Here is a 22,711-nt window from a genome sequence, read left to right on the forward strand (position 1 = left end):
GACCTCACTAGCTGACTAAAAGACATAGTTGGATTAGCTTCCATTCTGTCATGATTTCCGCGTCATCTCATATTTCGACAGCCTGAAACTGATAGTTTGTCGTGCATGGCACTGAATCCACAGAAGATATTTAGCATCGTCATGCGCGTGGTCAAGGAGATCAACAAGGTCCGCGCAGGTTCCACCGGCAATCGACCAGCCAGCAACCGCGGGGGCAGCAACCCCCGAAGCACAGCTTCCCACGGCTCGTCCTCACACGCCGGGCGCGGCGCTTCAGCGGGCACCGGCTACCCAGGTGATTACCGTGGCGGGATTCACTTCGAGTACAACCCTTCGAAGGACGGCAATGCCGACCCGGGAGAAATCGTGTGGACCTGGGTCCCCTATGAAGAGGACTACTCGCAGGGCAAGGACCGCCCCGTATTGATCGTGGGACGCGATAACGGATGGCTGCTTGGCTTGATGCTCACCAGCAAGGACAAGAACAATTCGGATCAGCACAACCCGAATTACATGGATATCGGCACCGGCGATTGGGACCGCGAGCGTCGCCCGAGCGAGGTCAAGCTGGATCGCATCATTCGAGTTGATGAGCAGGCCGTACGCCGTGAGGGCGCGATCTTGGATCGGGCGCGATTCTCGAATGTGGTGAACGTCCTAAACGAACGCGCATAAGCACTCGTTGCCAGCTTCCTTATCTGATAGTGTTAATCCTTGTGTGTTGCGCAGGTTGGGCAACACGCCCCCTTCGGGTCGCCATAGGTGCCCCACACCGCTCAGTCGATGGCCTGAAGGATGAACCCTCTACCGACCGTATAAAACGATAAACGAGAGAGTTTATTAAAGTGGCTAACATCAAGTCCCAGAAGAAGCGTAACCTGACCAACGAGAAGGCACGTCTGCGTAACGTAGCTGTCCGTTCCGAGGTTAAGACCGTGATCCGTAACGTCAACGAGGCAGTAGTCTCCGGTGACAAGGAAAAGGCAACCGAGGCATTGCGCCTGGCTGGCAAGAAGCTCGACAAGGCTGTAAGCAAGGGTGTTCTGCACAAGAACAACGCTGCTAACCGCAAGTCGGCTATTGCCAAGAAGGTTAATGCCCTCTAAGCCGAGCTTAGACTTCATCATCTCCCCCGTACTCATTGAGTGCGGGGGTTTTGTTTTGCCCAGAAACCCTTGATATACGCTTGAAGTGTGAAACGGCAACGGGCACGCACGAAAGATTCGTGCGCACCCGTTACCTGTTGCCAGTCGGCAAGACTCAGCGTCGTGGAGCCTTGCCCGCGATGAACATGATTGCATGTTCCAAGGCGTATCCCGGCGAACGGCTGCCGCCCTTGACCATGCGGTCCGTATTGGCGATTTCCTCTACGCACAGCGCAAGATCCCCGCGTTTCCAACCACGTGCCTGCTGCTGCGCCTGCTGAACCTGCCAAGGCGCCATGCCCAGCTCAGAAGCTAGGGAAGCAGCTGGCTCGTTGACCCCAGYGACCTTGGCTATCTGCCGCACCTTCATCGCCAAGGTGGCCACAATGGGAATCGGATCCGTACCAGTGCTCAGCGAATGGCGCAGCGTGCGCAACGCCAAGACTGCATTGCCGGAAATCGCGGCGTCGGCAACCTTGAACGCGGTCGCTTCAACACGACCACCATAGTATTTGTCGACCATATCCTGGTCGATCGTTCCGGTGGTGTCTTGGATCAGCTGGGAGCAGCTCGATCCCAGCTCGGCCAGCGAATTGCCTACCGCGGCAACCAATGCTTTGACCGCATCGTTGGTGATTCGACGCTTAGCGGATTTGAACTCGGCCTGGACGAAGTCGATCTTCTCGGCGTCCTTCTTCACCGGCTGGCAGTTGACGATCAAGGCGCCTGCAGCTTTGATCGCGTCGAGCAGCTTCTTGCCACGGGTACCGCCGGAGTGATGCATGATCAGGACATTCTCTGGCGCCTGGTCCTTCAGGTAGGCCAGCGCATCCTTGAGGAAGTATTCGTTCATGTGGGCCAACTCGTGGACTTCGACCAAATTGGCGCTGGAGAACAGCGACGAGCTGGTGGCCAGCAGCAGTTCACCGGGTTCGTACTTGGCCGCGTCCAGGCGGGTATGCTGGATGTCTTCGCGCACGGCTGCTTGGGAACGCAGCAGTTCGAAGGCACGGGAGGCCAGATAATCTTCTGAACCGCTGAGCAAAATCAACGGTTGCGGGCTGAGCTCCCGCCATGAGATACCGGGATTTGCTTGGGCGCGTGCCATCGAACTCCTTAGTGCATTGGTCGATATACCGATCCTACCGAACTGGAGTACCTAGTGAGGTACCCAGAACACCCTCAGTGGTAAATGTGAGCAGGACGGTACCGGATTGATCGGTCCGGAAAACCTCAGCCCCGATCTGCTTCGCCACTTCCAAGGTCTGCGGATGCGGGTGTCCATAGCTATTGTCTTCGCCCACGGAGATCAACAGCACCTGCGGATGGATCTGCTCAAGAATTTCGGTTCCACCGTTACGCGCCCCATGATGGGATGCCTTCAAAATCGCCGCGGGTCCTTGCGGATGCAGCTTCAGCAATCGATCCATCGCCTCGGTTTCCATATCGCCGGCGGCAAAGAAATCGACGATTCCGTTCTTTGTGGCAAAGCTGAAGCGCAGCACCAACGACGTATCGTTGGGTTCGGCAAACTGCGCGAACTTCGCCTCGGGTCCGATCACTTCAAAGCGTATATCCCCGGCAACTTGCTGCGTTCCCGGTTCCAGCACCTGCGCACCGGGCCACAGTTCCAGATCGAAGCCGGTGGATACCAAGCGCTCATCGATCTGCACGCCAGAATCTTCCAATTCCTCGACTCCACCGAAATGATCGTTGTGCGTATGGGTAATGAACACCTTGCTCAATGACTGGATCCCCAGCCGATCAAGGCATGCCAGCAGTCCACTTTCCGGTGGGCCGGTATCAATCAGCCAGCCGCGGGCATCACCCAGGTTGATCACGAAAGCGTCGCCCTGGCCAACATCGCACATGGCAATACTCCACTGCGGGGGCACCTTTTCGCGGTAGAACAACGTCGCAGGCAGCACCAGCGCCAGCACGCAGACCAGAATCGCTCCCAGCACCCCCAGAGCGACCTGGCGTACCCGCAACTTCTCGGTCTCCCGCCCCACAATCAGCAAGGTGCATAGCACCACTGCGAGCATCACAGCCAAGATAATTCCGCCCAGTCCCTCGGGCCAGGGCCGGGCAGCCCCGGGCAGTCCCGAGGCGACATGGGCAGCTTTGCCAATGGCTTCAGCCAGAAGGCCCGGCACCCAGATCAAGACGCCGGAAAATCCCGGCAGCGGCGTGCACAGCAGCAGGCACACCATGCCCACCGACGTAATCAGCGGCAACAGCGGAGCCACCAGCAGATTGGTGGGCAGCGAGTACAAGCTGAAATTCGAATTCAACGCAATGATCACCGGCAGGCAGGTGAATTGCGCCGCGCAGCAAATTGCGGTCAGCTGGGCAAGCCACGATGGGAGGAACTGGGCAAATATTTCGGTCAGCGCCGGTGCGAGCATGATGATGCCCAAGGTCGCCAGCACCGAAAGCGCGAAAGCCGGTTCAGCCCCCAGAGAGCGATCAGCTACCAGCAGCACCGTGCCGGTCAGGCACAGGATTCCCAAGGAGCCCTGGCCTCGTCCCAGCAGTACCGAAATCACCGCGATGCTGCCCATCAGGCTGGCACGAAGGACACTGGGATCTGGTCCGACAAACCAGGTGAACAGCCCCACCACGCCGATCGTCAAGATCGCACTTGGCGCCCGTGGAACGCTGAACAGCCGGAAGAGCACCAGCACGATCGCTGCGATCAGCGCGATATTCGATCCGCTCACGGCTGTCAGGTGGCTCAGGCCGCTGGTTTTCATGGCATCGCCCAATGCCTCATCCTGCCCCGAGCGATCCCCGTAGAGCATGCCCGGAAGCAGTGCCTGCGCGTTGTCCGGCAACTGCCCCAAGCTGAGCACGAACCGTTGTTTGAGGAAGTCGGCGGCCGTAGGTTCAACCCAGGATCTGACCTTCGGCTCGCTGGCGGCCCGGGCCCACCAATCGAAGGAACCTGCCTGCGCTGCGTCCAAATCGAGGATCACCTCGAATTCCCCGGCATGAGCGGGCAACCCGTACTCAACGCTCAGGTACACCGGCACCTGGCATTGCACCCACCGGTCCTGGTTCCAATACCGTTGGATTTGCGCTGGACCGGCCGCCGACGCGCCCCCTTGCGCTGATGCCGGATCCTGGAAGCTGACCACGGCCCGGCGCTGCTGCTCGCTACCGGCTGGCAGCTGGCACGGCGGGTTGGACAGCCCCAGCATGCTCACGGCAATCAGCCCGAGCAGCAAGATCAGCGGACCGCTAAACCACGGTGCTGAATGGGCCTGGTCATGGCGGGCTCGAAGCAACAGTGCCAGCAGCAGCACAAGCAGCGCGAGCGAACACCACAACACCCAGGCCGGCAAGGTGAAATAGGCGGCGACCCACGCCCCGGCCAACAGCCACAGTCCGCGGAAGTCGGTGTTCACGGGACCACCAGCTCACTGAGCTGGGAAAGCAATGCCGGGCCGATGCCGGATACCGCGTCCAACTCTTCCACAGAGGTAAACGGGCCGTTCTTACTCCGGAAGTCGATGATCCGCTCAGCTAAGGCCGGGCCGATTCCCGGCAGCTCTTGCAGGGTTTGGGAATCAGCGTTGTTGATCGATATCTTCGAGCTGGAGGGCGCTGGTTGGGCTGAAGGCAGTTGTTTCCCCGGTGCAGTGCCGGGCAGGATGACCTGCTGTCCATCGACCAGCTTGGCGGCCAGGTTCACCAGCTGCGGTTGCGCGTGCTTGGACAGTCCGCCGGCAGCGTCCACAGCATCGGTAATCCGCGAGCCTGCTGGTAGCTGGTATACCCCGGGCTTCTTGACCGCACCGACCACGTGCACCGTTACCCCGGGGCCGGTTGTGGTCGGCGACGCCGGGGTTTGCAGCGGATCGCGAGTCGGTTCGGAGACCAGCGGAACAGTTTCCAATTCCTGTGCCACCGGTGGCGGGGCGAGCAGGATGGAAATCGCAATCCAGGCGAGCACCACAATGACCAGCACCAGCACGGCCACGCGCGAGACCGCAAACCTGAGGCGACCGGGACGTGGCGCGTACTTGCTGAAGAAGTCGTGGCGGCCCATAGGCCACAGTCTGCGCTATTGGTGCTTTTCGGTGTCCAGGAATGATGCCGGTTGTGGATTCAGCGGGGCGGCGCACACGGCAATCACGCCCATCCCGGTATGCGCGGCGAGCACCGCGGGCAGCGATTCGACGACCACCGGGCCGGAGCTGAATGGGGCCAGTTCGGTGGCGATCTCCACGGCCAGTTCTTCGGCGCCAAAATGCATGACCCCTAAGCGCACCTGGCCGGTGGCTTCGCGGGCGTCACGCAAGGCCAAGGAAACCAGCCGTGCGGTGGCGCGAGCGAAGGAGCGCGGCTTTTCCAGGGCGATAATCGCCCCGTCGCTGATCCCGAGGATCGGCTTGACGTTCAGCAAGCTGCCCAGCACCGAGGACAGCGCGCTGATCCGCCCGCCGCGGCGCAGCTGCTCCAAGCTGGGCACCGCGAAGTAGACGGTGTTGGCGGTAGCGGTCCGTGCGATCTGCTCGAGCATCTGCAGCGGCGCGCCGGCGGCCCTGGCCTGCAGCACATCGGCCACGGCAAAACCCTGCGGCAGGCAGACGGTGTTCGAGTCGATTACGGTGATCGGCGCGTCAAAACTGCGGGCAGCCAAGCGGGCGGCATCCACGGTGCCCGACAGCGCCCCGGACATGTGGATGGAAATGATCGATTCGCAGCCTGCATCCAGCAACTGCCGGTAGGCGCGTTCAAACTCTCCGGGGGCCGGGCGTGAAGTTTTCACCGCCTTGCCCATGGCCAGGCCCATCATCAGCGCCTGCAGGTCCTCGCCATGCACGTGGTTGTCAACGATGATCGGGATCGGCACTTGGATGAAGTCCGGCAGTGCGCGCAATTCCTGCGGCAGGCACGAAGCCGAATCGGAAACTACCCCGATCCGGGTACGAGAAAGCCCGCGCGGGGCCAGCCACTTGGGCAGCCAGCCCGCGCGCGAGCTTTTCTGTCGTTCAGTCATGAGCTGAGCTTACGGGGCGGGAACCACGTTCACGAGCTTCGGCGCACGCACGATGACCTTCAGCGGTTCCTTGCCATCGAGCATCCGGATCACCGACTCATGGGCCAGGGCCTGCTCGCGCAGTTCGTCCTCGGTGATGTCTACCGAAACTTCCAGGCGGGCGCGGACCTTGCCCTTGATCTGCACGACCGCGGTGATGGTGTCATCGACCAGCAGCGACTCGTCCACTTCTGGCCACGCACTGGTGACCACCGATGGTGCGTAGCCCAGGGCTTCCCACATGTCCTCGGCGGTGTACGGGGCGAACATGCTCAGCAGCTGGGCGACGACGGTGGCCGCTTCGCGTACTGCCGGGTCGGCTGCGCCGGCACCGGAGTCGATGGTCTTGCGGGTCGCGTTGACCAGCTCCATCGTCTTGGCGATGACCACGTTGAACTTGCCCGAATCCAGCAGCTGCGCCGATTCGTGCACGGTGCGGTGGGTGACCTGGCGCAGTGCCTTGTCCCCGGCCGCGTAATCCGCTCCGGCTTCGCTGGTGGTGTCCTGGGCGATGCGCCAAGCGCGGGCCAGGAATTTCTGCGAACCCGATGGGGACACATCGGCCCAGTCCACGTCATCCTCCGGCGGGGAAGCGAAGATCATGGTCAGGCGCACGGCGTCCACGCCGAACTTGTCCAGCTGCTCGCCTAGGTCCACGCCGTTGCCCAGCGACTTGCTCATCGCCTTGCCGCCGTTCAGCACCTGGCCCTGGTTCAGCAGCGCGGAGAACGGCTCGGTCGCGTCGATCAGGCCCAGGTCGTGGATGACCTTGGTGAAGAAGCGCGAGTACAGCAGGTGCAAGATCGCGTGCTCGACACCGCCGACGTACTGGCCCACCGGCATCCAGTCGCGTACTGCCTTCGGATCGAATGGCCCTTCGGTGTAATCCGGGGAGACGAAGCGCAGGAAGTACCACGAGGAGTCCACGAAGGTGTCCATGGTGTCGGTGTCGCGCTTGGCATCCGCCCCGCACTTAGGGCAAGCCACGTTGACCCATTCCTCAGCTGCGGCCAGCGGGCTGGTACCCTTGGGAGCCAGCTGCTCGCCGCGCAGGTTATCTGGCAGGCGCACTGGCAGCTGGTCATCGGGAACCGGAACCTCGCCGCAGTCAGCACAGTGGATAATCGGGATCGGGGTGCCCCAGAAGCGCTGGCGGGACAGCAGCCAGTCGCGCAGGCGGAAGTTGATGGTGTGCTTGCCGGTGCCGGCAGCTTCCACGATCTCAATGGCCTTGGCGATCGCCGCACTCTTCTCCAGTCCGGTCAGCTCGCCGGAGTTCACCAGCTGGCCTTCCCCGGCGGTGGCGGTACCGGTTTCGTTCGGGTCCTCTTCACCGGTGTCCACGACCACGCGCACTGGCAGGTCGAAGGCGCGGGCGAAGTCCAGGTCGCGCTGGTCGTGCGCAGGCACGGCCATGATCGAGCCGGTGCCGTAGTCGGCCAGCACGTAGTCGGCAGCCCAGATCGGCAGCTTCTCCCCCGAGAGCGGGTTGATGCCGTAGCGGCCGGTGAACACACCGGTCTTCTCGCGTTCGGTGGACTGGCGCTCGATTTCGCTCAGCGCCTTGACCTGCTCCTGGTATTCCTCCAGGGCGCCGCGGTGCTCATCGGTGACCAGCTCGCCGGCCAGCTCCGCATCGGCGGCGACCACCATGAAGGTGGCGCCGTACAGGGTGTCCGGGCGGGTGGTGAAGACCGGGATCTGCACCGCAGGCTTGGCGTCGGTGCTTTCGATCTCGAAGGTCACCTCGGCCCCTTCGGAGCGGCCGATCCAGTTCTTCTGCATCAGCAGCACGCGCTCAGGCCAGTGGCCCTTGAGCTGGTCCATGTCTTCAAGCAGGCGATCTGCGTAGTCGGTGATCTTGAAGTACCACTGGTTCAGCGACTTCTTGGTCACCGCGGTGCCGCAACGCTCGCAGGCGCCGTTGACGACCTGCTCGTTGGCCAGCACGGTCTGGTCCTTCGGGCACCAGTTCACAGGGTGGTCCTTGCGGTAGGCCAGGCCCTTGTCGTAGAACTTGTTGAACAGCCACTGGGTCCAGCGGTAGTACTCGGGATCCGAGGTGTGCAGGCGGCGATCCCAGTCAGCGGAGATCGCGTAGCGCTTGAAGCTGGCAGCCTGGGTGTCGATGTTCTTGTAGGTCCACTCCGCAGGGTGCGCGTTGCGCTTGATCGCGGCGTTCTCCGCAGGCAGGCCGAAGGAGTCCCAGCCGATCGGGTGCATCACATCATAGCCGCGCAGGCGCCAGTAGCGTGCGACAACATCGCCCATGGCGAAAGCCTCGGCGTGGCCCATGTGCAGGTCGCCCGATGGGTACGGGAACATGTCCAAGACATAGCGGCGTTCGCGGCTGCCATCATCGGCGGGCTTGAACACCTTTAGTTCGTCCCACACCGGAAGCCACTTGGACTCGATGTCCTTGAAGTCGTAGGTCCTGGGTTCGTTCGTCGATGATGTCACGCTGCTCTTCTCACACCTTTGCGGAAATATTTCCGATAGGAAAAACTTGCTATTGGTTCCAGACACAACAAAAGCCCCCAAATTTACACTCGGGGGTACGGCCAGCAGGCCGCGCTTAGACTAGGTTGCGCTGAGAATTCATATCGCGATTCTATCGCATATCCCCTGCCCACGCGCGCATCGGTGAAGCGCAAGATTGGACACAGCGGCCAGCACCACGCTTGAGCGCTTATCCACATCCGGTCAGGGCGCCGCATCAAGCCGTTTGCAGTGTTCGATCATGGTGCCATGAGTACGCCGCATTTGATCGCCAGCATGCGCACCGCGTGTTCGGCAGCACTGCACTTCGGGCCCCAGCTGTCCGGGGCCGTGCTGCTGCGCCTTGGCTATCTGTGCCTGGCGCTGTTCACCGCCGTGGGCAAGGCCGTGCACCAAAGCGGGGATCCGCGCTTGGTCCTGGCGCAACTGCAGCTAGTCGAGCGGTTCTCGCAGCAGCTTCATCGCGACCAGCTCGCCGGAGCCCTTGATGCTCAAGCCAGCGGCGCGCACGCGCTGAGCCTGGAAAGCTACGCCGCACTGCGCCTGCCCGAAGATGATCCCCACGCCATCACCGATGACCTCTTTGCAGGTCCACCTCCTGTGGTCCAGGGACGCAGCTGCTATAAGAACGCGGAAGAGCTGCTGGCAGCCTGGCTGGGTATCGCCTACTTCGAAGCCCAACGGCGCATCGCCGACGCCCACCTGCTCATTGGCCGGCGCACACCCGATGGCAGCATCTGCGCACCGCGCTTCACCGAACTCGCCAAGCTCTATGACCAGGGCACCGCCAGCCGCCGCGCCATCGCCAGCGCGGCCCGCCGCTTGGAAAAGCTCGAGCCGCAGGACACCACTTTCGAGGGCACTGCTACCGAACTGGTGGCCCATGGGGACGATGGCCGCACCTTGGATGAATTTGCGGCGCAAACGCTGAAGGATCTGGGCCCCAGGGCGGCTCAGAAGAAGATCAATTCCGCCATCAAGACCTACAAGCAAACTCATGGAAAGCAGCTGCCACCCAAACTCGGATTCTTCCCCGGTCCGGTGGTAAACGGCGTGCACTTCTTCTCCCTGCGCACCAACGCAACCGACGCGCAGCTGATTCAGTCTGTATGCTCCCAGTCCGGCAATCCACGCACCGAAGCCGGCCGCGCTGATCGCCAGGCATCTCAAGAGCAGCCCGAGGGCGCCGGTGAGGATATTGAGCAGAACGACGAAGCTGAAGTTGGCGCACAACAAGATTCCAGCTCGGCCAGCCAGGAGCCAGGCCCCGTACCGGAGTGGTTGCGCAGCGAGCAGCCTATGCCACCGTGGGCCGCAGAAGAATCAGAGGACGACTCCGACGAGCCCGACGGCGAAGAACACCCGCCCAATACTGAAGCGCACGATGATCCAGCCGCCGAACCTGATCAGCCCCTTCGCCGGCTGAACGCATTCATGGCGCTGCTGCGGGCCCCCTTTACCGGCGGCAAGCGAAAGGTCATCATCCCCAAGTGCGTTGTGTATCTGTGGCACGCTGACCTGCAGAACTTGGCCGATGCACACGGAATGAGCTCCAACGGCGTGGAGATCCCACCCGGAGAACTGCGCCAGCTGCTGGCGCGGGCAAATATCATCCCGGTGGTCCTGGGCGGCAACAGCCAGGTGCTGGATATGGGCCGGCGCATGCGCTATCACCAAGGGCCCATCCGGGAAGCGATCCTGGCCCGGGATCGTGGCTGCATCGTGCCCGATTGCACTGCACCGCCAGATCAAGTTGAAATGGATCATTACCTCAAGGCCTGGTCTGATGGTGGAGAGACCAGCGTGTACTCCGGTGCGGGCATGTGCACCAAAGATCACCACAAGCGCCATGCCGGCCAGCTCAAGGTTCTCGATGTCGACGGACTTCCCCACGTGCTTTTGCCCGAACACCAGGACCCCGAACAGATTCCGCGGCGCAACACCTACTGGGATGCGCGGCAGGCAGGCGAATCCCCCGCCCGCACTAACTCAGCTACGTGCGATTCTTGCAACGGCACCGCCCCTACCGGTGCTCCTAAAGCGCATTTCCCGGGGTCCGACGATGATAACGAGGATCCGCTGGCGTCTGACGGTGCCTGAATCCGACTCCGGGTTAAACCGCAAACGCTCGAACCACCATCACGGTGATTCGAGCGTTTGCGGTTTTCAGCGGATCAGCCCACCAGCGGCCTAGGCCTTGGTGTCTTCATCGACCCAGTCGAAGGTTCGGGTAACAGCCTTCTTCCACAGGCGCAGGCTGCGCTCACGCGTAGCCTCATCCATGGCTGGCTCCCAGCGCGTATCCTCGGACCAGTTCGCTTCCAGCTCGCCCAGATCCTTCCAGAAGCCAACGGCGAGACCTGCAGCATAGGCGGCACCCAGCGCGGTGGTCTCGGTGACCTTCGGACGGACCACTGGTACGCCTAAGATGTCGGCCTGGAACTGCATCAGCGCTTCATTGGCGACCATGCCGCCATCGACCTTCAGCTCGGTCAGTGGAACCTCGGCATCGGCGTTGACCGCATCCAGAACTTCACGGGTCTGGAAAGCCGTAGCCTCCAAGGCCGCACGAGCGATGTGGTTCTTATTCGCAAATCGGGTCAGGCCCACGATCGCGCCGCGGGCATCCGAACGCCAGTACGGTGCGAACAGCCCGGAGAAAGCTGGAACGATGTACACGCCACCGTTGTCCTCGACCTTGGCTGCCAGCTCCTCGATCTCCGGAGCGCTCGAAATCATGCCGATGTTATCGCGCAACCACTGGACCAGGGATCCGGCCACAGCGATCGAGCCTTCCAAAGCGTAGACCGGTGCTTCGTCACCCAGCTTGTAGGCCATGGTGGTCAGCAGGCCGTTGGTCGAGTTCACGATCTCGGTGCCGGTGTTGAAGATCAGGAAGCAGCCGGTGCCGTAGGTGTTCTTCGCGGTACCTGCGGTGAATGCCGCCTGGCCGAAGGTTGCAGCCTGCTGGTCACCCAAGATGCCTGCAACAGGAACCTCGCGCAGCAGCTGGTTGGTGTGCACGGTTCCGTAGACCTCGGAGGAGGAACGGATTTCTGGCATCATCGAGCGCGGCACGCCGAAGTCTGCCAGGATCTTCTCGTCCCACTGCAGGGTCTTCAGGTCCATGAACAGGGTGCGGGAAGCATTGGTCACGTCGGTGACGTGCACGCCGCCGTCAACGCCACCGGTCAGGTTCCACAGAACCCAGCTGTCGGTGGTGCCGAAGAGCAAGTCTCCGGCTTCGGCACGTTCGCGAGCATCTTCGACATTGTCCAGGATCCACTTGATCTTGGTACCGGAGAAGTAGGTGGCCAGCGGCAGGCCCACGGTCTGCTTGTAGCGTTCAAGTCCTTCATCGCCAGCCAGCTCTTCGACGATGTCCTGGGTGCGGGTGTCCTGCCAGACAATGGCGTTGTAGACGGCCTCGCCGGTGTTCTTATCCCATACCACCGCGGTTTCGCGCTGGTTGGTGATGCCGACAACCTCAATGTCGTGACGGGTCAGATTGGCCTTGGACAGCGCCTGGCCGATCACTTCGCGTACATTGTTCCAGATTTCAGCTGGATCATGCTCGACCCATCCGGCGGCTGGGAAAATCTGCTCGTGTTCCTTCTGCCCTACCGAGTGGACCTCACCGGCATGGGTGAAGACGATCGCACGGGAACTGGTCGTTCCCTGGTCAATGGCAATAACGAATTTTTCACTCATGATTCACTACTCTCCTTCTAGAAGATTGCCGCGGCAAGCGCGCCGCCGACGATACCGCCGATTGCTGGGCCAGCTAGTGGAACCCAGGAGTAAGCCCAGTCCGAACCGCCCTTGCCCTTGATTGGGAGCAACTGGTGCGCCAAGCGTGGAGCAAGGTCACGGAATGGGTTGATGGCGTAGCCGGTGGCTCCACCAAGGGACAGGCCGATGGCAACAACCAGCAATGCTACGGCCAGTGGGCCCAGCTGGTGCGGAGTCTTGCCCAGGCCAGCGATCACGAAAACCAGGATGAAGGTACCGAAGATCTCGGTGACCATGTTCCATCCGTAGGAGCGGATAGCCGGACCGGTTGCGAAGACGCCCAGCTGGTTCCCGGCATTCTGCGGGTCATCAAGGTGCTTCTTGTAGGCCAGCCAGACGCCCACGGCACCAAGGAATGCGCCGATGAACTGCGCCAGGAAATACAGCAAGGTGTTGGCCAAGGTGATGGCAACTCCCGGAGCGTATTCGGTGACGTCGCTATTGACCATCAGGCCCAAGGTCACCGCAGGGTTCAGGTGCGCACCGGAAATACCGGCAACCCACACGCCGCAGTAAACAGCAAAGCCCCAGCCGAAGCTGATGGACAACCAGCCAGCGGCGCTACCTAATGTGCCTTTCAAGGCGACATTGGCGCAGACGCCGCCACCCATCAGCAATAGTACGAAGGTGCCGAGCATCTCGGCGAAAAACACGTGAGTGGACATCATTGACCTCTTAGGTGATTTCAACTGCCGGCAGCAATTTGCCGCCGACCAAGAGCAGATTAATCCAGGAGAACTCCGTGGGCATCTGCAAGGACCGAGACAGAATGGTCGATCTCGGCTTGGATCTGGGACTTGTCCCAGCCCATCGGATCAGCGAGGCAGTTGGCGACCTCGATCACCAAATTCTTTGTTACCAGGCCACGGAAGGCCAGGTTGGTGCGGCGGATGAAAACGTCGATCAAGCGGCCGACCTGCTCGTTGTTGGCCATGTAGGCCAATTCTTCGCAGCTCAGTTCCTTGGTGTGCTCCAGCAGGGTCTCGTTCTCGCCGATGGCCTCGAGCAGCGCGTCGGCGCCGGTTCCATAGCGTTCAAGCAAAATGCGCAGGCGTTCGCGTCCGGCACGGCTTTCACGTGCTGCGAACCAGGCGGCAACTTCGCCGTCGTTGCGTGGGAAGTTCTTGCCGCCGCCGATGGCCACCCCGGCGGTGGACTTCACTTCGCGGGCGCCCAGGAATTCCAGGGCCTTGCCGCCCAGGTTTTCGCTCAGTGCGCGGAACGTGGTCCACTTGCCACCGATCAGCGAAAGCATGGTGGTGGTGTCTGTCAGGCGGGTTTCCTTGATCTGGTAGTCACGGGATACGAACCCTGGAGCGGTATCGTCGTGGCTTGGGAGCGGGCGGACGCCGGAGAACTTGTAGACGATCTGCTCTTCGGTGGCCTTGATGCCCGGGAAGACGTGGTGCACCAGGTCGAAGAAGTACTCCACTTCCTCATCGGTGCATACCGCTGGTTCGTTCATGTCGTGCTCGAGGTCCGTGGTGCCTACCAGCACGCGGCCTAGCATCGGGTAAATCAGCACGATGCGGCCATCTTCATGTTCGAAGAAGATCTCACGGCCGCCGGTAGCGGCAAGCAGTTCCGGGTGGTCCAGCACGATGTGCGATCCCTTGGTGCCACCAGTCCACTTGGTTTCGCGTCCCAGATCCTTGTTGGTCATGTCGACCCATGCGCCGGTTGCGTTGATGATGACCTCGGCGTCGAAGTCGAATTCTTCGCCGGAGAGCACGTCGCGCAGCTTGGCGGTGCCTGATTCGACTCCGGTCAGCTCAACGTAGTTGCTGGCTCGTGCCTGGTCGTTGGCGTTCAGCCCTTCGCGCAGCACGTCCAGGGTCAGTCGTTCGGGGTTGTGCACCGAAGCGTCGAAGTAGGTGGCGGTGTACTTCACGTCATCGCGCAGTTCCGGCAGATCTTCGCGGGCGGCTTTGCCGGCCTTGAAGTTGTGCCAAGGGGTGTTGCGTCCGCCGATGCCAGCGAACACGTCATACATGATCAGCCCGGCCTTGATCAACGCTGCGCCGCGTTCGGTTGGCTTGCCGGACTTGTGGGTCAGGAAGCGCATCGGTGCGCTGAGGATGCCCGAGAAAGTGGAGAAGATCGGGATGGTGGTCTGCAGCGGCTTCACATAGTGCGGAGCGATTTCCAGCAGCGAGTTTCGCTCCTGAACGGATTCATGAACCAGACGGAACTCGCCGTTTTCGAGGTAGCGGATGCCACCATGGATCATGTGGGAGCTGGCGCCCGAAGCGCCCTGGCAGTAGTCGCCCCGCTCGATAAGCGCCACATCAATCCCCTGCATGGCAAGGTAACGGAAGGTTGCAACTCCGTTGATGCCACCGCCAACAACCAGAACCTTCGCCTGCGGACGTTCACGCAGTTTGGCTAGCTGTTCCCGAATCACGATTTGTGCCCCTTATGTAACTAATGAATAAGTCTGAAGCTAGTCTTGTTACTAAACGGCAAATCGGTCAAACAAAATGCACAAACGTGCAGAAGTGGTCTGAATCATGATGAAATCTTCATCCGGCGGCACATATAAGCGGGGGCTGACTGGCACATCCGTGCAGAGCACCCCGAAAGCCAAGGACGCGCTGCGCGCCGCTCAGCTGTACTACCTGCAGGATATGAAGATGGAAGTGATCGCCAAGGAGCTGGGAACATCGCGCTCCACAGTCTCCCGCCTGCTATCCCATGCCAAACGCACCGGCATGGTTTCCATCAGCATCTCCCCCAGCGCGAACATGTCCGCACTGCTGGGAAACCAGCTCTCCGAGCACTACGGCGTCAGCTTCAACGTGGTGCCCACCGACGGGAATATGGATGATTCCGAATTGCTCGCCCGGGTCGCCGCGCACGCGGCCTACCTGCTGGGCGGCATGGTTTCCTCATCGATGACCGTGGGCGTTGCATGGGGCTCGACCATGCAGGCTGTGTCCATGGCGTTGGGCTCGCACCCAACCCACGACACGCAGATCGTGCAGCTGAACGGTGCGGCGAACCCGGTAACCAGCGGCGTGCGCTATGCCAACGACATCCTCACCCGCTTCGGCCAGGCATTCACCGCCCGCACCGAGCAGTTCCCGGTTCCTGCCTTCTTCGACCGCGCCTCCACCCGTGAAGCCATGTGGCAGGAAACCTCCATCCGCCGCGTGCTGCAAGTGCAGAAGGAAATGAACCTCGCGGTCTTCTCCTTGGGATCGGCCGGCTCCGCGGTGGCTTCCCAGGTGTACCGCGGCGGCTACCTGACAAAGGCCGAAACGCAGGAACTGCACGAAATCGGCGTGGTCGGCGATGTGGCCACCGTGTTCTTCGACAAGGACGGGAACAGCTCCAATATTTCGCTGAACGCCCGTTCCACCGGCCCCAACCTCGAAGCCCTGCTCAAAGTGCCGACACGTTTTTGTGTGGTCGCCGGACGGGGCAAGCTGCAAGCCGTGCGCGGTGCGCTTAAAGGCGGATTGATTACCGATCTGGTGATCGATGAAGGTACCGCACTGGCACTGCTGGACGGGTAGGGTTAAACCATGGCCGCACGAGAACAACTAGTGACCACCCACCATCTGAACGGTGCTGAAATTCGGGTCTACACCCACCTGGCCCAACAGCCTTCGCAGGCAGTGATCTACGCGGTGCATGGATTCCGCGGAGACCACCATGGACTGGCGCGCATCGTTTCGCACCTGGCGCACTACACGGTGATCGTTCCCGACCTGCCAGGTTTTGGCTCGTCCACCTCCATGGCGGACCTGGAACACGACGTGAACGGCTACGCGGCCGTGCTCGCGCAGCTCGCCCAGGAACTGCAGCTGGATTCTTCGGTGCACCTGCTGGGGCATTCTTTCGGCTCGATCGTAGCGGCCAAGCTGGCAACCACGCGCAGCTTCGCTTCGCTGATCTTGCTCAACCCGATCTCCGAGCTGGCCTTGGAATCAGACCAGGCGCTGCTGGCCAAGCTCACCAGTGGATACTACGAGGTATGCGCCAAGCTGCCAGCACGTATCGGCGAACCACTGCTGCGCTCGAAGCTGTTCAGCGACGCCATGAGCCTGGTGATGACCAAGAGCAAGGATCCTTTAACGCGCGCCTATGTGCGCGATCAGCACCGCGCCTACTTTGGCGGTTTCCATTCCCGTGCCACCCTGGCCCAGGCCTATCGTGCCTCGATCAGCGCTACTGTCGGGGACTACGCCCCGCAGCTCGACTTGCCCACGCTCATGGTCGGCGGAATGCAAGATGAACTGGGCACCCCGCAAACCCAGGAGGCCTTGCGGGCCCGCTTCGCCGATGCGCACCTGGTGATGCTGGAGAATGTCGGGCACCTGATTCATTACGAGAAGGCACCGCAAACCGCCGACGCGATCGAGAACTTCCTGCAGAAGCTGGCTGCCAGCTCCTAGAGCGCGTCGTCCGGATCGATGGCGATATTCACGACCGGGTCCTTGGCTGCCGACATGCTTGCGCGCAGTTGGCGCAGGGCCTTGGTTACTGCCGGTCCGTCGGCGTAGGAGAAGAACAGCACGTACCGGTGCTGCGCTGGCGGCCCGTCAATGACCGTGGGCCCGTGTACTTGCACGCACTGGCGGGTTTCGGGATCCAGGTTGGCGATGAGCCGTTCGGCTCCCAGCCCGGAAATGACCGCGCTGCGTACCGCCGGGGGCAAACCCACCTCCCGGCGTTCGGCCAATTCGCGTTCGGCAAAGGATGCCGGGTCGTAGCGCACCAGCGCGGCCCCGGCAGGACTTGGATTTCCGGTCAGCACCACTACCCCGCTGGAGCGGGCCATGGAGGCGGCGGTGAACCAGCGGGCGATGACTTCTTCGGCGTTGCGCAGCGAATCGTGGGCCAGCATCTTGTCGGCGTCAAGCAGCAGCACGGCGGCGTATCCGGATTCAGCAAAGGGTTCGACCCCTGGTGTTGCGACCACTAGAGCCGGTTTATCAGGGATTTTCTCCACCGGTTTAGCTCCGGTTGATGAAATAACGCTGACCTTGGGGAATGCTAGGCCAAGTTCTTCGGCCGTGCGATCGGCTCCGATGCTTGCGGCGCGGATCCGTGAAGAAGAGCAGTTCACGCAACGGTAGTCGTGGTACTGCTCGCCGCACCAGCGGCAGGCCACATGCGAACCTTTGCCTGCGATATGCAGCGGCCCTTGGCACAGCGTGCAACGGGCCAAAGTGCGGCAATCCTGGCAGGCCAATGCGGGCATGAATCCGGTGCGCGCCACCTGGACGAGCACCGGGCCGGTTTCCAATGCCTTGGTGGCTTCGCGCCAGGCCAAGGAGGGAATGCGGGCGCGGGCCAGCACCGGGTCGCGTTCAAGTTCGAAATCATTGGTGGTGGCCACGATACGTGCAGTTTGGGCACGCAAGATATCGCGTGGGACCTTCAGCTCAGTGGCCCAGCCGGTGGAAACCAAGCGCTGGGCTTCAACCGAGCGCGATGGCGAGGCGATGAGCAGCGAAATGCTGGCCAGGGTGCTGCGCAGCAACGCGACCTCGCGGCTGTGCTGGTAGGGGGCGCGCTGTTCGCGGTGCGACTGGTCGGCATCCTGCCAGAGAATGATCAGTTCCAGGTCCGGCACGTGGCACAGGGCTGCGGAGCGGGTGCCGATCACGATCTGCACATGCCCGCCGATGGCACGCAGGAAATTGCGGTAGCGCGGAGTCGGTCCGTCATCGGCCTGCAACTGCGCGTAGGAGTCAGCCCCGAAGTGCTCGTCCAGATAGCTGCCCAGCAGCAGCAGATCGCGCTTGTCGGGCACCAGCAGCAGTACGCGCTTGCCACGCTGCAGCACCGGGCGGGCCGCGTCCATCAAGAAGCCAGGCCACGCTCCGTAGAAGTTCGGCACCCAGGTAGCTACCGCGCGGAAGCTGCGCCCATCGACCCAAGCCTGCAGCGCTTCTGGCCCGTGCTCGTAATGCTCCAGCTGGTTCGGTGCCTCGGGAAGTACCGGGCTGATGGTAGCCAGCTCTTCTTTTTCGACCTTGGCGGCGCGGGCGGGCACGGCCAGACGCACCACATCCCACAGGGTTCCGGAGTAGCGCGTGGCGATTGCTTGGGCTGCTTCAACAATTTGCGGATACAACGCCACCTGGGTGCTGACCAGCTTTGCCAGCGGGCGAAGCTTCATTTCCGGGGCGTAGTCTTCAAGTACTTCCACGATGAACCCGGAGAGCTGCTGCGGGCCAAAAGGCACTTTCACGCGCACCCCGGCCACGGCGTCCTGGGTCATCGAGGGCGGGATCTCGTAGTCGAAGAAGCGGTCCAGATGCGGGACCGAAGAATCAATCAGCACCCGAGCAACCCGCTTGAGGCGGGCCGGTTCGGGTGCTGAAATCAGGGCATCTTGCTGCACTGAATGATCCTAGGCGTTAAACCAGTTGCGTAGTGCGTCCACGCGGTCCAGCTTCTCCCAGGTGAAGTCGTTGTCCTCGCGGCCGAAGTGGCCGTGGGCAGCGGTCTTGCGGTAGATGGGGCGCTTCAAATCCAGATCTTCGATGATGCCCAGCGGGCGCAGGTCGAAGACTTCGTTGATGGCCTTGGTGATCTTGGCTGGATCTACGGTCTCGGTGCCGAAGGTCTCCACATACAGGCCCACCGGGCGCGCAACGCCGATCGCGTAGGCTACCTGGACCTCGGCACGGCGTGCCAAGCCAGCGGCTACTACGTTCTTGGCGACCCAGCGCATGGCGTAGGCGGCCGAACGGTCGACCTTGGAAGGATCCTTGCCGGAGAACGCGCCGCCGCCGTGGCGGGCGAATCCACCGTAGGTGTCCACGATGATCTTGCGGCCGGTCAATCCGGCATCGCCCACTGGACCGCCGATGATGAACGGACCCGATGGGTTCAAGATGACCTTGGTGTTCGAGGTATCCAGGCCCGAGCGCTCCAGGATCGGAGTGACGACCTCTTCGTGCAGGTCGGCCTTCAGCGTTGCCAGCTCGTATTCGGCGGCGTGCTGGCTGGAAACGACCACGGTGTCCACCGAGACCGGCTTGTCGCCGTCGTAGCCGATGGTGACCTGGGTCTTGCCATCCGGGCGCAGCAGCGGCATGCGGCCGTTCTTGCGGACCTGGGTCAGGCGCTCGGAGAGGCGGTGCGCCAGGAAGATCGAGGTAGGCATCAGCGAATCGGTTTCATCCGAGGCGTAGCCGAACATCAGGCCCTGGTCGCCGGCGCCCTGCATGTCGCGCGGGTCCTTGGCGGTGCCTTCGCGGGACTCCAGCGAGTTGAAGACGCCGTCGTGGATTTCCTGGGACTGCTGGCCGATGGACACGGACACGCCGCAGCGCGCCCCGTCGAAGCCGTTGGCCGAGGAGTCGTAGCCGATGTCCAAAATGGTCTTGCGGACGATCTCAGGGATCTCCACATAGCCGTTGGTGGTCACCTCTCCGGCCACATGCACCAGTCCGGTGGTGGTCAGGGTCTCGACGGCGACCTTGGAGTCCGTGTCCTGGGCCAGCATGGCATCGAGGATCGCGTCCGAAATCTGGTCGCAAATCTTGTCCGGGTGTCCCTCGGTCACGGATTCCGAGGTGAAAAGACGAAGTTCAGGGGTTGTTGAAGTCACCGTATTACTCTATCTGGTCTGGTGGACCGGTAAGCAGATCTGGTACGTTTCGTGACCAAGCACCGCATGGCGCAGCTCACTTTGTTACAGCTGCATGACTTTATATTGCGTTTGAGATCTGCTCGATGACCACGCGGGCCACTTCGAGCTTGGAGCCGGAGGATTCGACCGCGGCGCTTCCATCGGCGAAAAGCACGTGGATGGCGTTGGTTTCCTGCCCGAAGGTCAGCGACGCTCCCACCTCGTTGACCACGAGCATCTCGCAGCCCTTGCGCTCCAGCTTGGCCTGGCCGTATTCCAGCACCGTGCCCTGCTCGTCCCCGGTCTCCGCGGCGAAACCGACAATGAATTCGGGCAGTGCCGGTTCATCCTTGCGAGCTGCGACTATGTCGGCCAGGATGTCCGGGTTGCGCACCAGCTCGATCACCGGAGCCGAATGCTCGTCGCGCTTCTTGATCTTGGAGTTTTCGATGGTAGCCGGACGGAAGTCGGCGACCGCGGCGTTCATGATCAGCACATCGTTGCCTGGCGCGTGGGTGAAGACCGCTTCGCGCAGCTCCAGGGCGCTGGAGGCGTGCACCAGCTGCACCCCATGCGGGGCCGGCACTTCCAGATGGGTGGCGATCAGCGTGACCGTTGCACCGGCATCGCGGGCGGCCTGGGCCAGAGCGACCCCTTGGCGGCCTGATGAGCGGTTGCCCAGGAAGCGTACCGGATCCAGTGGCTCGCGGGTGCCGCCGGCAGTGATCAGCACCTTGGTGCCGGCCAACAGCGGTTCACTGAGCAGATCCTGCACGGAAGCAAAAATTTCTTCGGGTTCGGGCAGCCGTCCCGGCCCCGAGTCCTTGCCGGTCAACCGTCCCGATGCAGGTTCGATTACCCGCACCCCGCGATCGCGCAGGGTGTGCACATTGGCCACCGTCGCTGGGTGCTGCCACATTTCGGTGTGCATGGCCGGAGCCATGACGACCGGGGCGCGGGTGGCCAGCAGCGTGCCGGTGAGCAGGTCATCGGCCAACCCTGAAGCGGCCTTGGCCATGATGTCTGCGGTGGCAGGAACGATCATCACCAGATCGGCCTGCTGGCCCAGGCGGACGTGATTGACCGTATCGACCGCGTCGAAGACGTTCGAGGTGACCGGATTACCCGACAGGGCCTCCCAGGTCGCATCGCCTACGAAGTTGGCGACGTTTTCGGTGGGGATCACGTCGACGTGGTGCCCAGCTTCGCGCAGCAGGCGCAGCAGGAGCACTGACTTGTAGGCGGCAATACCGGCTGAGACGCCTAAGACGATTCGCTTCACGAAGTTCTTCCTCGAGTATTCGGTGCGGGAACAGTTGGGTTCTGGAAAGGTGCTTAACGAAAAAGAAGGCGCCCGCTTCGGGGCGCCGACTTTTCGATTAGTCTTCGATGACCTCAGCTGGAGTTACCTTCAGCAAGCTGTCGTCCAGTTCGCGCAGTGCGATGGTCAGCGGCTTCTCGTTCAGCTTGGTTTCCACCAGTGGGCCAACGTACTCGAACAGGCCTTCATTCAGCTGTGCGTAGTAGGCGTTGATCTGGCGTGCACGCTTGGCTGAGTTCAGCACAATGGCGTACTTCGAGTCGTTGGTCTCAAGCAACGAGTCGATCGATGGGTTAATGATTCCCTCTGGGTTGGACACAGGACTCCCTATTTGTCGTTCTTTAGCCCCATGAGGGCTACAAGCTCTTCGGCGGCACGTGCGACATCGTCGTTGACGATGGTCACGTCGAATTCAGATTCCGCTGCAAGTTCTAGTTTAGCGGTTTCTAGGCGGCGCTGCTGTTCTTCGGCCGTTTCAGTGCCGCGTCCCACAAGTCTGCGCACCAATTCGTCCCACGAAGGTGGGGCCAGGAAGACGAATTTTGCCTCAGGCATCGACTCCTTGACCTGTCGCGCGCCCTGCAGATCGATTTCCAGCAGGACCTTTTTGCCCTTCGCAACAGCATCTTCAACCGTCGAGCGGATCGTGCCATAGCTGTTCTGGCCATGGACAACGGCCCATTCCAGCATCTGGCCTTCCTCAACCAAGGCTGGGAAGCGCTCGGGGCCCACGAAGAAGTAGTGGACGCCGTCTTGCTCACCCGCTCGAGCGTTTCGGGTCGTTGCCGACACCGAGAGCCAGACATCTGGATAATTATCGCGGATGTAGGTAGAGACTGTGCCCTTACCTACTGCCGTGGGGCCGGCTAGAACAGTTACCGACGCAGCGGTCATTGACTACACTTTCGTTTTTGGCGGGCTTTGCTTGAAGTGCTCGGTGATTGCGGTGCGCTGTTTGCGTCCCAGTCCGCGCAGTCGGCGGGAAGGGGAAATGCCAAGACGTTCCAGCAAATTTGCCGCGCGTACTTCACCTACGCCCGGTACCGATTCCAGAAGATCCATGACACGCATGCGTCCCACGGCTTCATCTTCGTATACCAAGTCTAGTACCTCGGTGATGGAAATCTTGCCGGCACTGAACTCGGCCTTGATTTCCGCACGACGAGTGCGTGCGGCCAATGCCTTGGCGCGGGCGCGGATACGATCTTCGTCAGAGAGTTCTCGCAGTACCATCGTTCAGCCATCCTTCAGTTGTAGTGGACTAAGGCTTATGTTGAGAAACATAGCGAGCTAACGCTGCTTTTGCAAGACTA

19 protein-coding genes are annotated in these 22,711 nt (G+C 61.6%); 5 read left to right on the forward strand and 14 right to left on the reverse strand.

The genetic code is table 11. The annotated features are described in order from the left end of the window. Positions 1-105 precede the first annotated feature (105 nt). Positions 106-675 (forward strand): type II toxin-antitoxin system PemK/MazF family toxin, encoded by a 570-nt coding sequence (locus tag AB4Y71_RS10215; protein ID WP_441720161.1) that lies wholly within the window; start codon positions 106-108, stop codon positions 673-675. Positions 676-845: 170 nt separating this feature from the next. Further along, entirely contained in the window at positions 846-1,106 is a 261-nt protein-coding gene (rpsT, locus tag AB4Y71_RS10220) for a 30S ribosomal protein S20 (RefSeq protein ID WP_013349038.1), read from the forward strand. A gap of 154 nt (positions 1,107-1,260) precedes the next feature. Here rpsT and holA read toward each other — a convergent pair whose 3' ends face one another. Genes holA through leuS form a run of 5 tightly spaced genes read right to left on the reverse strand, consistent with a single transcriptional unit; the run spans position 1,261 to position 8,652 of the window. Further along, positions 1,261-2,253: a DNA polymerase III subunit delta gene (gene holA, locus AB4Y71_RS10225; protein ID WP_441720164.1), complete on the reverse strand. Its 993-nt coding sequence runs from the start codon at positions 2,251-2,253 to the stop codon at positions 1,261-1,263. Between the two features lie 34 nt (positions 2,254-2,287). Further along, positions 2,288-4,555, reverse strand: a complete 2,268-nt coding sequence (locus tag AB4Y71_RS10230; protein ID WP_441720167.1) for a ComEC/Rec2 family competence protein — start codon at positions 4,553-4,555, stop codon at positions 2,288-2,290. Continuing rightward, entirely contained in the window at positions 4,552-5,199 is a 648-nt protein-coding gene (locus AB4Y71_RS10235; protein WP_441720169.1) for a helix-hairpin-helix domain-containing protein, read from the reverse strand. The genes AB4Y71_RS10230 and AB4Y71_RS10235 overlap by 4 nt, the downstream gene beginning before the upstream one ends. Before the next feature lie 15 nt (positions 5,200-5,214). Continuing rightward, positions 5,215-6,153 carry a DegV family protein gene (locus AB4Y71_RS10240; RefSeq protein ID WP_134780114.1) on the reverse strand — a complete coding sequence of 313 codons (939 nt, stop codon included), beginning with the start codon at positions 6,151-6,153 and terminating at the stop codon, positions 5,215-5,217. Between the two features lie 9 nt (positions 6,154-6,162). Further along, on the reverse strand, positions 6,163-8,652 hold the full coding sequence (gene leuS, locus AB4Y71_RS10245; RefSeq protein WP_441720171.1) for a leucine--tRNA ligase: 2,490 nt from the start codon (positions 8,650-8,652) through the stop codon (positions 6,163-6,165). A 288-nt stretch (positions 8,653-8,940) separates the two neighbouring features. On the opposite strand from leuS, the gene AB4Y71_RS10250 reads away from it, so the two are divergent. Beyond that, on the forward strand, positions 8,941-10,791 hold the full coding sequence (locus tag AB4Y71_RS10250) for a hypothetical protein (RefSeq protein ID WP_441720173.1): 1,851 nt from the start codon (positions 8,941-8,943) through the stop codon (positions 10,789-10,791). Between the two features lie 90 nt (positions 10,792-10,881). Here AB4Y71_RS10250 and glpK read toward each other — a convergent pair whose 3' ends face one another. Genes glpK through AB4Y71_RS10265 form a run of 3 tightly spaced genes read right to left on the reverse strand, consistent with a single transcriptional unit; the run spans position 10,882 to position 14,887 of the window. Next, complete coding sequence (gene glpK, locus AB4Y71_RS10255) at positions 10,882-12,402, reverse strand: glycerol kinase GlpK (protein WP_441720175.1); 1,521 nt, start codon at positions 12,400-12,402, stop codon at positions 10,882-10,884. 17 nt (positions 12,403-12,419) lie between these two features. After that, positions 12,420-13,148, reverse strand: coding sequence for an MIP/aquaporin family protein (locus AB4Y71_RS10260; RefSeq protein WP_134780619.1), 729 nt, complete (start codon positions 13,146-13,148; stop codon positions 12,420-12,422). Positions 13,149-13,207: 59 nt separating this feature from the next. Then, entirely contained in the window at positions 13,208-14,887 is a 1,680-nt protein-coding gene (locus tag AB4Y71_RS10265; protein ID WP_441720177.1) for an FAD-dependent oxidoreductase, read from the reverse strand. 106 nt (positions 14,888-14,993) lie between these two features. On the opposite strand from AB4Y71_RS10265, the gene AB4Y71_RS10270 reads away from it, so the two are divergent. Both AB4Y71_RS10270 and AB4Y71_RS10275 read left to right on the forward strand, forming a co-directional pair. After that, entirely contained in the window at positions 14,994-16,001 is a 1,008-nt protein-coding gene (locus AB4Y71_RS10270) for a sugar-binding transcriptional regulator (RefSeq protein ID WP_441720180.1), read from the forward strand. Between the two features lie 9 nt (positions 16,002-16,010). Next, on the forward strand, positions 16,011-16,883 hold the full coding sequence (locus AB4Y71_RS10275) for an alpha/beta fold hydrolase (protein WP_441720183.1): 873 nt from the start codon (positions 16,011-16,013) through the stop codon (positions 16,881-16,883). Here AB4Y71_RS10275 and AB4Y71_RS10280 read toward each other — a convergent pair. The 6 genes from AB4Y71_RS10280 to mihF form a co-directional block, all read right to left on the reverse strand. Further along, the gene (locus AB4Y71_RS10280) at positions 16,880-18,841 is read right to left on the reverse strand and encodes a primosomal protein PriA (RefSeq protein ID WP_441720186.1); all 1,962 of its coding nucleotides are present in this window, start codon (positions 18,839-18,841) and stop codon (positions 16,880-16,882) included. The two genes, AB4Y71_RS10275 and AB4Y71_RS10280, sit on opposite strands and share 4 nt — an antisense overlap. 9 nt (positions 18,842-18,850) lie before the next feature. Then, positions 18,851-20,056 (reverse strand): methionine adenosyltransferase, encoded by a 1,206-nt coding sequence (metK, locus tag AB4Y71_RS10285; protein ID WP_441720189.1) that lies wholly within the window; start codon positions 20,054-20,056, stop codon positions 18,851-18,853. Between the two features lie 100 nt (positions 20,057-20,156). Further along, positions 20,157-21,359, reverse strand: a complete 1,203-nt coding sequence (coaBC, locus tag AB4Y71_RS10290) for a bifunctional phosphopantothenoylcysteine decarboxylase/phosphopantothenate--cysteine ligase CoaBC (RefSeq protein WP_441720191.1) — start codon at positions 21,357-21,359, stop codon at positions 20,157-20,159. Positions 21,360-21,456: 97 nt separating this feature from the next. After that, positions 21,457-21,717 (reverse strand): DNA-directed RNA polymerase subunit omega, encoded by a 261-nt coding sequence (gene rpoZ, locus AB4Y71_RS10295; RefSeq protein WP_013349053.1) that lies wholly within the window; start codon positions 21,715-21,717, stop codon positions 21,457-21,459. A gap of 8 nt (positions 21,718-21,725) precedes the next feature. Further along, the gene (gmk, locus tag AB4Y71_RS10300; protein WP_441720194.1) at positions 21,726-22,292 is read right to left on the reverse strand and encodes a guanylate kinase; all 567 of its coding nucleotides are present in this window, start codon (positions 22,290-22,292) and stop codon (positions 21,726-21,728) included. Between the two features lie 3 nt (positions 22,293-22,295). Continuing rightward, positions 22,296-22,631, reverse strand: coding sequence for an integration host factor, actinobacterial type (gene mihF, locus AB4Y71_RS10305; protein ID WP_013349055.1), 336 nt, complete (start codon positions 22,629-22,631; stop codon positions 22,296-22,298). Between the last annotated feature and the right edge of the window lie 80 nt (positions 22,632-22,711).

This window comes from Glutamicibacter sp. MCAF14 (assembly GCF_052114325.1).
Taxonomy (GTDB): domain Bacteria; phylum Actinomycetota; class Actinomycetes; order Actinomycetales; family Micrococcaceae; genus Glutamicibacter; species Glutamicibacter arilaitensis.